The organism is Nocardioides sp. (assembly GCF_034670285.1).
In the GTDB taxonomy this organism is placed as follows: Bacteria; Actinomycetota; Actinomycetes; order Propionibacteriales; family Nocardioidaceae; genus Nocardioides.
Window position 1 is genome coordinate 1 of record NZ_JAXMNS010000101.1, and the last position, 10,017, is coordinate 10,017.

At 70.5% G+C, this 10,017-nt stretch carries 11 protein-coding genes; 4 read left to right on the plus strand and 7 right to left on the minus strand.

The genetic code is table 11. The annotated features are described in order from the left end of the window. The 4 genes from VOI19_RS07040 to VOI19_RS07055 all read left to right on the plus strand — a co-directional run. A partial coding sequence (locus VOI19_RS07040) for an AMP-binding protein (RefSeq protein WP_323792250.1) occupies nt 1–1,078 on the plus strand: 1,078 nt, incomplete at its 5' end. Next, nucleotides 1,078–2,241 (plus strand): acyl-CoA dehydrogenase family protein, encoded by a 1,164-nt coding sequence (locus VOI19_RS07045; protein ID WP_323792251.1) that lies wholly within the window; start codon nt 1,078–1,080, stop codon nt 2,239–2,241. The genes VOI19_RS07040 and VOI19_RS07045, both read left to right, overlap by 1 nt. Next, nucleotides 2,238–3,119 carry an acyl-CoA dehydrogenase family protein gene (locus VOI19_RS07050; protein ID WP_323792252.1) on the plus strand — a complete coding sequence of 294 codons (882 nt, stop codon included), beginning with the start codon at nt 2,238–2,240 and terminating at the stop codon, nt 3,117–3,119. Before VOI19_RS07045 ends, VOI19_RS07050 begins: the two co-directional genes overlap by 4 nt. Beyond that, complete coding sequence (locus VOI19_RS07055) at nt 3,119–4,111, plus strand: acyl-CoA dehydrogenase family protein (RefSeq protein WP_323792253.1); 993 nt, start codon at nt 3,119–3,121, stop codon at nt 4,109–4,111. The genes VOI19_RS07050 and VOI19_RS07055 overlap by 1 nt, the downstream gene beginning before the upstream one ends. Before the next feature lie 3 nt (nt 4,112–4,114). Here VOI19_RS07055 and VOI19_RS07060 read toward each other — a convergent pair whose 3' ends face one another. The 7 genes from VOI19_RS07060 to dmpG all read right to left on the minus strand — a co-directional run. Beyond that, entirely contained in the window at nt 4,115–4,375 is a 261-nt protein-coding gene (locus VOI19_RS07060) for a hypothetical protein (RefSeq protein ID WP_323792254.1), read from the minus strand. 243 nt (nt 4,376–4,618) lie between these two features. Continuing rightward, complete coding sequence (locus VOI19_RS07065; protein ID WP_323792255.1) at nt 4,619–5,575, minus strand: alpha/beta hydrolase; 957 nt, start codon at nt 5,573–5,575, stop codon at nt 4,619–4,621. Then, a complete protein-coding gene (locus VOI19_RS07070) occupies nt 5,568–6,242 on the minus strand; it encodes a flavin reductase family protein (protein ID WP_323792256.1) in 675 nt (224 codons plus the stop codon). The genes VOI19_RS07065 and VOI19_RS07070 overlap by 8 nt, the downstream gene beginning before the upstream one ends. Nucleotides 6,243–6,259: 17 nt before the next feature. Next, complete coding sequence (hsaC, locus tag VOI19_RS07075) at nt 6,260–7,159, minus strand: iron-dependent extradiol dioxygenase HsaC (protein ID WP_323792257.1); 900 nt, start codon at nt 7,157–7,159, stop codon at nt 6,260–6,262. Nucleotides 7,160–7,163: 4 nt separating this feature from the next. Beyond that, nucleotides 7,164–8,054, minus strand: a complete 891-nt coding sequence (hsaD, locus tag VOI19_RS07080) for a 4,5:9,10-diseco-3-hydroxy-5,9,17-trioxoandrosta-1(10),2-diene-4-oate hydrolase (protein WP_323792258.1) — start codon at nt 8,052–8,054, stop codon at nt 7,164–7,166. 6 nt (nt 8,055–8,060) lie between these two features. After that, entirely contained in the window at nt 8,061–9,236 is a 1,176-nt protein-coding gene (gene hsaA, locus VOI19_RS07085) for a 3-hydroxy-9,10-secoandrosta-1,3,5(10)-triene-9,17-dione monooxygenase oxygenase subunit (protein ID WP_323792259.1), read from the minus strand. Between the two features lie 129 nt (nt 9,237–9,365). Next, a partial coding sequence (dmpG, locus tag VOI19_RS07090) for a 4-hydroxy-2-oxovalerate aldolase (RefSeq protein ID WP_323792260.1) occupies nt 9,366–10,017 on the minus strand: 652 nt, incomplete at its 5' end.

The following is a 10,017-nucleotide window of genomic DNA, read 5'->3' on the forward strand; positions in this document are numbered from 1 at the left end:
GGCCCGCGCCGACGCCGTCTCGGCAGGCGACGTCGCCGACATCCTCTTCACCTCAGGCACCACCGGACGCTCCAAGGGCGCCCTGTCAGCCCACCACCAGAGCATCGGCGTCGCGGCCATGTGGGCCGACCTCGGCGGCGTGCGCTCCGACGACCGCTACCTGGTGGTCAACCCGTTCTTCCACTCGTTCGGCTACAAGATCGGGATCCTCGTGGGGCTGCTGACCGGCTGCACGCTCTACCCCGTCGCGACCTTCGACCTCGACGCCACGATGCGCCTGATCGAGGCCGAGCAGATCACCGTGCTCCCCGGCGCCCCGACGATCTACCAGTCGATCCTCGCCGCCCCGGCCCGTGGCGAGCACGACCTGTCGTCGCTGCGGCTTGCCGTCACCGGCGCGGCCGTGGTGCCCGTCGTGCTCATCGAGCGGATGCGCGAGCCGGCGCCCGAAGGGCTGGGCATCGACCAGGTCGTGACCGCGTTCGGCATGACGGAGGCGGTCGTCGTCACCATGTGCCGCGACGGCGACTCGGCCGAGACCGTCGCCACCACCTGCGGGCGCGCCGTACCCGGCATGGAGACCCGCATCGCCGACCCGAGCGAGGACGGCACCGGCGAGCTGCTCGTGCGCGGTGAGCACGTGATGCTCGGCTACCTCGACGACGCCGAGGCGACGGCCGAGGCCATCGACGCCGACGGCTGGTTGCACACCGGCGACGTCGGGCTGCTCGACGAGCACGGCAACCTGCGCATCACCGACCGTCTCAAGGACATGTACATCTCCGGGGGCTTCAACGTCTATCCCGCCGAGGTCGAGCAAGCGCTGCTCCGCATGGACGGCGTCACCGACGTCGCCGTGGTCGGCATCCCCGACGAGCGGATGGGCGAGGTCGGCAAGGCGTACGTCGTCGCCGGCCACCCAGGCGACCCAGCGCTCACGACCGACGCCGTGACGTCGTTCGCCAAGGAGCACCTGGCGAACTTCAAGGTGCCCCGCCACGTCGAGCTGATCGACGTCCTGCCCCGCAACCTGTCGGGCAAGGTGCTGAAGACCGAGTTGAGAGAGGCCTCCTCCTGATGGACCTGACCCTGTCCGAGTCCGACCTCGCCTTCCAGGCCGAGGCGCGCGCCTGGCTGGAGGCCAACGTGCCCCGCGAGCCGCTCCCGTCGATGGACACCCCCGAGGGCTGGACCCTGCACCAGCAGTGGGAAGCGCGGCTCACCGAGGCCCGGTGGTCGGTCGTGTCATGGCCCGAGGAGTACCACGGACGCGGCGCCTCGCTCATCGAGTGGGTGATCTTCGAGGAGGAGTACTACCGAGCCGGTGCGCCCGGCCGCGTCTCGCAGAACGGCATCTTCCTGCTGGCGCCGATCATCTTCGACCACGGCACCCGCGAGCAGCAGGACCGCTTCCTGCCCTCGATGGCCAGCGGTGAGCAGGTCTGGGCCCAGTGCTGGTCCGAGCCCGAGGCGGGCTCCGACCTCGCGTCGTTGCGCTCCACGGCGCGCCGTGACGAGGACCGCGGCGGCTGGGTGCTCAACGGTCAGAAGACCTGGTCGTCGCGTGCGGCCCTGGCCCACTGGGGGTTCGGGCTCTTCCGCTCCGACCCCGAGGCCCAGCGCCACGCCGGCCTGACCTACTTCCTCTTCCCGCTCGACGCCGACGGCATCACCGTGCGACCCATCGCCCAGCTCGACGGCGAGGCCGGGTTCGCCGAGATCTTCTTCGACGACGTCTTCGTGCCGGACGCCGACGTGCTGGGTGCCCCCGGTGACGGCTGGCGGGTGGCGATGAGCACCGCGGGCAACGAGCGTGGGTTGTCGCTGCGCTCCCCCGGGCGCTTCTGCGCCGCCGCCGACCGCCTGGTCGAGCTGTGGTCGGAGCACGGGGACGCCGTCCCGTCCGCCGCCGACGGGGTCGTGGACGCCTGGCTCAAGGCGCAGGCCTACCGACTCTTCACCTGGGGCACCGTCACCCGCCTCGCCGACGGCGGCGAGATGGGCGCCGCGGGCTCGGTCAACAAGATCTTCTGGTCCGAGCTCGACATCGCCCTCCACGAGACCGCCCTGGACCTCCTCGGCCCGGAGGCGGAGACCGAGTCACGCTGGCTCGACGGCTACACCTTCAGCCTCTCGGGCCCGATCTACGCCGGCACCAACGAGGTGCAGCGCAACATCGTCGCCGAACGCATCCTGGGCCTGCCCCGCGAGCCCAAGCCTCACCAGGGAGCCACCACGTGAAGTTCGACCTCACCGACGACCAGCGCGACCTCGCTGCGGCCCTCGAGGGGCTGCTCGCTGCCTCCGACACCGTCGCCGTCGCCCGCGCCTGGGCCGACGACGACACCGCTCCGGGCCTCGCGCTGTGGAAGCGCCTGAGCGACCTGGGCGTGACGATGCTGGCCACCGAGGCCGGCGCCGTCGAGGTCTGCGTGGCCTTCGAGGCTCTCGGCCGCCACGCCGTCCCCGGCCCCTGGGTCGAGTCGGCCGCCTACCTGCCCGTGGCCCTGGGCCGCGAGGTCGAGGGCATCGCCACCCTGGCTCTGCCGCCCCACGTGCCGTACGCACTGGACGCCGACGTTGCCGACGAGGTGTACGTCGGGTCGACACCCGGCGCGAGCGTCGGCGCACGCCACACCTCGGTCGACCGCACCCGGCGGCTGTTCTCGGTCGAGGGCACCGAGGCGAGCACGGACGAGGTGCACGGCGAGGCGTTCGAGCTCGCGGTGCTGGCCACGGCCGCCCAGCTGCTCGGAGCCGGCGAGCGCGTGCTGGCCGACAGCGTCGACTACGTGAAGGCGCGCAAGCAGTTCGGTCGCCAGATCGGCAGCTACCAGGCCATCAAGCACGCCCTCGCCGACGTCAAGATCGCGCTCGACTTCGCCCGACCCCTCGTCTACGGCGCTGCCCTCGGCGAGGTGCCGGCCGGGGCCGCCAAGATCGCCGCCGGCGACGCCGCCTACCTCGCCTCGCGCACGGGGCTCCAGGTGCACGGGGCCATCGGCTACACCGCGGAGTTCGACCTGAGCCTGTGGATCACCAAGATCCGGGCCCTGCTGAGCGCCTGGGGCACCCCGGCGCACCACCGCTCGCGCCTGCTCGAGGAGCTGAGTCGCTGATGGAGTTCGGATTCTCCGAGGAGCAGGCCGAGCTCGCCGCCACGGTCCGTGGGCTGCTCGCCAAGCGGGCCGACTCCCGAGCCGTGCGTGCCGCCGTGACGTCGCCGACCGGCTATGACGTCGGCCTCTGGCAGACCTTGGTCGAGCAGATCGGTGCCACTGCCCTCGCCGTCCCCGAGGAGTACGACGGCGCCGGCTTCTCGCTCTTCGAGTCGCTGGTGGTGCTCGAGGAGGTCGGCCGCTCGCTGGCGCCCTCTCCCCTGCTGTCGTCGCTGGTGGTCGCCGAGGTGCTGCTGGCGTGCGCCGACGAGGACGCGAAGCGCCGGTTGCTGCCGCGCCTCGCTGCAGGCGAGGTGGCCGCGTTCGTCGACGGCGCCGGCGCTCCGGTGCTGGACGCGATCGACGCCACGGTGCTGCTCGCCGTCCGCGGGGACGACCTTGTCGAGGTCGACCCCGCGACGTGCACCCGCAGAGCCGTGGAGTCGATGGACCAGACCCTCCGACTCGCCGAGGTCGATCTCGCCGACGCCGCGATGACGGTCATCGGTTCAGCGGCGACAGCCCGCGAGCGCGCCGACCTCGTCGGCGCCGTGGCCGTCACCGCCCTTCAAGCCGGGCTGGCCGCACGTGCCGTCGACATGACGGTGTCCTACAGCAAGGACCGGGTGCAGTTCGGCCGGCAGATCGGCTCGTTCCAGGCACTCAAGCACCGGATGGCCGACCTTCTCGTGCTGCTCGAGATGTCGCGCTCGGCCTCGTGGGCGGCGTCGTACGCCGTGTCGACCGGCGCCGACAACGCCGCAGAGCTGGCCCACATCGCGAAGTCGTACGGCTCCGACGCGCTGGACCACATCGCCGGAGAGACGATCCAGCTGCACGGCGGCATCGCGATCACCTGGGAGCACGACGCCCACCTGGTCTTCAAGCGCGCCCATGCCCTCGGCCAGCTCTACGGCCAGGCGCACGAGCACCGCGCGCTCATCGAGCTGTAGGGCTCAGTCGGGCAGGGGGCAGGACTTGGCCCTGGTCGCCATCAGGCCGAGGGTCCAGCACGACATGCAGCCGCGCCACAGCACCACGGTCAGCGGCACCAGCAGGAGCCAGGCCGGCGAGCGGTGCGCGAGACCGAGTCCGGCGACGAGGAGCACCAGCCCCACCAGGCCGCGGGCGTAGTGCACCGCGACGGACCGGCTGGCGAACATCGCACCGACGAGGTCGGGCTCCTGCGGCGGCGCGGGGCGCACGGTGGTGGTCACTCCGCCAGCCTACGGGGCGGTCCGCAGCGGCGTGTGATGCATCCGACAGTCGCTGAGGCCTTGTCGAGGGCGATCTTTGCGTGCGTCCTCAATAGGGTGGCGACATGACGACCACCACTGCGACGGACCTCGACCAGACGCACTCGGACGCCATTGAGCTTCTCGACGAGGACGACTTCCCCACCGGGATGCTCGCGAGCCCCACCCGCATCCAGCTCTGACCCAGGGCGTCACTCGCCCCGGTCACCTTCGAGGGTCGCCGAGCACCCGTCCGAGGAACTCGACCTGACGGGCTACGGAGCTCTCGAACTCCTCGCCGGCATAGATCGCGAAGTGTCCACAGTCGTAGGAGACGACCTCGGCCGGGGATCCGATCCGACGGGCAACCTCGTGGACGGCCGTCGACGGTGCGATCTCGTCGTACTCGGCGATCACGAGCAGAGTCGGGCACGCCACCTTCGCGGCCAGGCGCCCTGGCCGGTTGAACGCGATCCGTGGGATCCCGCGCGCGCACATCTCGTTGCGGAACGTCGGTCCGGTCAGCGCGGCGAACTGCTCGGCGCCGGGGCCCGAGATCATCGCGCCGGAGTCGGCGTCGCCCAGGAAGGCGATCGTCCGCGGCGGCCGACGGGTCGCTGCACGGGCCAGATCGTCCAGCACGGCGCGCGCCAGCGCTGGTCCTCGGCCCTTGGGCGGTCCCGACGCCACCGTTCCCGGCGCCCGGACCTTGCCGCGTCCGGTCAGCGCCTTGAGCCCGTCGACGGCAGCGCCCTGACTGATCACTGCGGCGATGGTCGGGTCCTGGGCGGCGACGGCGATGACGTGACCCCCGCTGTAGGAGGACCCCCACACGGCGATGCGCGCGGGATCGACCTCGGGTCGGGCTCGGGCTGCCGCAACCGCCGCGTGATAGTCCTCCCGGTGCCGGCGGTGGTCGACGTCCTGACGCGGACCCCCATCAGGAGCAGCAGAACCGCCGAAGCCGCGGTAGTCGAAGAGCAGCACGTCGCACCCGGCGGCTGCGAACCGCTCGGCGAACGGCATCAACCCGGAGTCGCGGGTGGTGCCGAAGCCGTGCGCCATCACCACGCACGGGCGTCCCTCCGCCGTGGTGAGGACGTCGCTGTGCGCGAGGAGGTAGTCGGCCTCGCAGGAGGTGCCGTGGCTGGAGAAGGTGATCGTCGAGCGACGCTCACCCATCAGTGGTGCGGTACTTGCCCTGGAAGTAGAGCAGGGGCTCCTCGCCGTTGCCCATCACGAGGTCCTGGACCTGGCCGATGACGACGTAGTGGTCGCCGGCCTCGTGCACGGTGTGGATGGTGCAGTCGACGTAGCCGAGGGTGCCGTCGAAGACCGGGGAACCCGTCACGGGTGAGGGCTGCCAGGCGACGTCGGCGAACTTGTCGGCGCCGCGGCTGGCCATGGTGTTGGACAGGTCGCTCTGCCCGTCGGCGAGGAAGTTCACGCAGAACTTCCCGGCACGCTGGATGCGCGGCCACGCCCGCGACGTACGGGCCGGCACGAAGAGCACCAGCGGCGGGGTGAGCGAGACGCTCGAGAACGACTGGCACGTCATCCCGATCGGCTCGCCGTTGCTCATCGTCGTGACCACGGTGATGCCGGAGGCGAAGCGGCCCAGGACGTCTCGGAACTGGCGCGCGCGCGAGACCGCCTCGGGCGAGGAGGTGTCGACCTCGAGGTCCTCGCCGGGGTGGAGCTGGAAGTCGACGTCGGAGTCGGTCAACCACGACGAGATCAGCTGGCTGCTCGGCCAGGTCTCGCGTGCGTCGGCGCTCATCCCCTCGGGGATCTCTGGGCCGTCCAAGCGCCCGGTGCTGTCGGAGTGCTGCTCGTCCACGTTGTCCACCCTGCCCACGCTAGCCATCACTGACCGCCGGCGAACTCGTGCCCCCAGTAGGAGACGGCCGTCGACTCGCGAGCCACCCAGCGGTCGTCCTCGACCTGGAGTCCGTCGGTGCCGAACTCGACGTCGAAGCCCGCGGGCGACTTCACGTAGAACGAAACCATCTCGTCGTTCATGTGTCGCCCGAGGGTCGCCGAGAGCGGCGCCTGGTGCTTGCGCACCCGCTCCAGCGCCCGTCCGACGTGGTCGAGGGTGTCGACCTCCAGCATGATGTGGACGCACTTGCTGGGGTTGGGCATCGGCAGGAACGCCAGCGAGTGGTGGCGCGGGTTGACGCCCAGGAAGCGCAGCCAGATCTTGGATCCGGGCTCCTTGCCGACGAACTCCCCCGGCATGCTCATCGAGTCACGCAGCCGGAAGCCGAGGACGTCGGTATAGAAGGCGAGGGCCTCCACGTCGTCGAGCACGGGCACGACGATGTGGCCCATCCCCTGGTCGCCGGTCACGAACGTCGAGGCGTACGGCGTCACGACCGGGCGCGACTCGTAGGTGATGCCGTGGAAGAGCTCGAAGACGTTGTCCCACGGGTCGCTGAAGCGGATCAGCTCCTGCACGCGCCGCTCGGCGAGCTCGGCGTCGGTGCCCTCCTCGAAGGCCACCCCGGCCTTGGCGAGGTGCTCGCGTGCCTCCTGGAGCGCCCGCGGGTCGGCGAGCTCCCAGCCGACGCAGTCGAGCCGGTCGAGGTCGGAGGGCACGACGACGAGGCGCGCCGAGACCTGGTCGATGCGCCAGTACTGGTGGTCGGGGTTCGGGCCGCGCCCCTCGGCGAGGCCGAGGACCTTGCCGGCGAACGTCGTCCACTGCGAGAGGTCGGTGGAGGCGACGCGGACGTAGCCCATGGACTTGATGTCGATCGTCATGACCTCAGCCCTTCGGGCGCTCGACGTGGCGCGTCAGGAACGCGGTGGTGATCTCGGCGAACTCCGCCGCGGCCTCGATCTGCGCCCAGTGGCCGCAGTTCGGGAAGACGTGCAGCTGTGCCTTGGGGATCAGCTTGAGGGCGACGAGCGCGCCGTCGAGCGGGTTGACGCGGTCCTCGCGGCCCCAGGTGAGGAGCGTGTGCTTGCGCAGGCGGTGCGCCTCACGCCAGAGCATCCCGTCCTCGGCCGTCTCGGGGTTCCAGAACGACATCCCCATCGACCGCATGGCCTCCTGGGCACCGGGGGCGGTGGCGTCGGCGAACCGCTCCTCCACCAGCTCGTCGGTGACCAGCGACTGGTTGACGACCATCGTGGAGATGAAGGCACGCAGCGCCTCGCGCGTCGGGTCGGCCCCGAAGTCCATCAGCCGCTGCACCCCCTCGGTCGGGTCGGCGTGGAAGAGGTTGAGGCTCAGCCCGCCGGGGCCCATCAGCACCAGGCGACCGACCCGGTCGGGATAGGTGAGCGCGAGGCGCATCGCCGTACCGCCGCCGAGGCTGTTGCCGAGCAGGTGGACCTTCTCGATCCCGAGCTCGTCGAGCAGTCGTACGACGTGGTCAGCGGCGTGGCGGTAGAAGTTGCCGACCACGGGCGGCTTGTCAGAGGCCCCGAACCCGGGCTGGTCGACCAGCAGGGTGCGGAACTGCCCGGCGAAGTGCGGCAGGGCCGGGCCGAAGTTCGACCAGGCACTGGCACCGGGACCGCCGCCGTGCAGCATCACCAGGGGCAGGCCCGCACCGACCTCGGTCGAGCCCTCGCCGGCCTCGTAGTAGTTGAGGGTGATCTCGCCGGCCTTCGCCGAGCGCCGAGTCGCTTTCTTCGAGAAGTCCGTCATCACGTGTCAGTACATCCCCGGGTCGATCTTGTGGCCGAACTCGTGGGCGCCGAACATCTGCAGCGCCCGCTCGGGGTCGTTGGCGGCATGCACGCGACCGGCGTGGGCGTCGCGCCACGCGCGCTGGAGGTAGGTGCCCTTGGTCAGGGCCCGACCTCCGGAGGCCTCGAAGAGCGCGTCGATGGCGTCGATGGCGCGCTGGCTGCCGAGCACCTGGTCGCGACGGACCTTCAGGCGCGAGCGGAGCGGGATCTTCTCGCCCTTGGCGATGAACGACTGCTCCTCGCGGATGTTGTTGACGAGCAGCGCCCAGGCGGCGTCGATCTCGGAGGAGGCCTTCGCGATCCGGACGGCGGCGAAGGGGTCGAGCGAGGCCTTCTCACCGAGGTAGGCCGCGCGCGAGCGCTTCTGCTGCATCTCGACGTGCTCGTCGTAGGCGCCCATCGCCATCCCGATGATGGGGGTGGTGATGGTGCCGGTGAAGATCGAGTGGAACGGCAGCTTGTAGAGGTCGGAGGTGTTCTGCTCCTGGCCCGGGCCGCGGCACTGGCCGGTCTCCCCCATGCTCAGCGTGAACGCCTCGGGGATGAACACGTCGTCGACGACGATGTCGTTGGAGCCGGTGCCGGCGAGGCCGACCATGTTCCAGACGTCGACGATCTCGTACTTCTCGCGCGGCACCATGAAGGTCTTGAAGTCGACGACCTGGCCGTCGGCGTTGAAGACGAGACCGCCCAGCAGCACCCACGAGCAGTGGTCGCAGCCGGAGGAGAAGCTCCACTTGCCGGAGAGCTGGTAGCCGCCCTCGGCGACGGTGGCCTTGCCGGTGGGCGCGTAGGACGAGCTCAGGCGGGTGTTGGTGTCCTCGCCCCACACGGCCTGCTGCGCCTCGTCGGCGAAGAGCGCGACCTGCCAGGGGTGCACCCCGACGACGCTGGAGACCCAGCCGGTCGAGCCGCAGGCACCGGAGATGTCGCGCACGGCGGTGTAGAAGTCGACCGGGTCGGCCTCGAGGCCGTCGAAACGCTTCGGCTGGAGGAGCTTGAAGAATCCGGTCTCCTCGAGCTCCTTGATGGATGCCTCGGGGACGACGCGGAGACGCTCGGTCTCGTCCGCGCGCTCACGCAGCGTGGGAAGAACGTCGCGGACGCCGTCGAGGACTGCGGTGGCGGTTGTGGACATGGGGAGGGCTCCTGTCTGGATGCTTCTGGGACCAAGACTAGAACACGTTCTCGTTTTGGTCGAGTAGGGACACTCAACACGCCTCACATCGGGGGCAGTACACCCACGGGTGGAGGCGGTCGAGCGGGGTCAGCCGTTGGCGGCTGCCTTGTCGGCCTCGGCCCGCAGCATCAGGGCGATGTCGATGAGCTGGTCCTCCTGGCCGCCGATGAGCTTGCGGCGCCCCGCCTCGAGCAGGATCTTCGCGCCCGGGACGTCGTAACGCTCCGCAGCGTTGCCGGCGTGCTTGAGGAACGAGGAGTAGACGCCGGCGTAGCCCATCATCAGGGTCATCCGGTCGAGCTGGCACTCCTCGGGCATGGCGGGCTTGATGACGTCCTCGGAGGCGTCGACGATCGTGAGGAAGTCGACCCCGGTCGTCCAGCCGAGCTTGTCGCAGACCCCGACGAACGCCTCGAGCGGCGTGTTGCCGGCGCCGGCGCCGAAGCGTCGTACGGACCCGTCGATCTGGGTGGCGCCCGCGCGGGCGGCGATGACGGTGTTGGAGACGCCGAGCCCGAGGTTCTCATGGCCGTGGAAGCCCACGTCGGCGACGTCGCCGATCTCGGCGACCACCGCCGAGACGCGGTCAGCAGTCTGCTCCATCACCAGCGCGCCGGCGGAGTCGACGACGTAGACGCACTGGCAGCCGGCGTCCACCATGATCCGCGCCTGCTTGGCCAGCACCTCGGGGGGCTGGGTGTGGCTCATCATCAAGAACCCGACGGTCTCGAGGCCGAGG

Excerpts from the sequence above, each read along its gene's own strand:
- VOI19_RS07055 (WP_323792253.1), top strand. The coding sequence starts at position 3,119 with ATGGAGTTCGGATTCTCCGAGGAGCAGGCCGAGCTCGCCGCCACGGTC.
- VOI19_RS07065 (WP_323792255.1), bottom strand. The coding sequence starts at position 5,575 with ATGGGTGAGCGTCGCTCGACGATCACCTTCTCCAGCCACGGCACCTCC.
- hsaD (WP_323792258.1), bottom strand. The coding sequence starts at position 8,054 with ATGACGGACTTCTCGAAGAAAGCGACTCGGCGCTCGGCGAAGGCCGGC.
- hsaA (WP_323792259.1), bottom strand. The coding sequence starts at position 9,236 with ATGTCCACAACCGCCACCGCAGTCCTCGACGGCGTCCGCGACGTTCTT.
- VOI19_RS07045 (WP_323792251.1), top strand. The coding sequence starts at position 1,078 with ATGGACCTGACCCTGTCCGAGTCCGACCTCGCCTTCCAGGCCGAGGCG.
- hsaC (WP_323792257.1), bottom strand. The coding sequence starts at position 7,159 with ATGACGATCGACATCAAGTCCATGGGCTACGTCCGCGTCGCCTCCACC.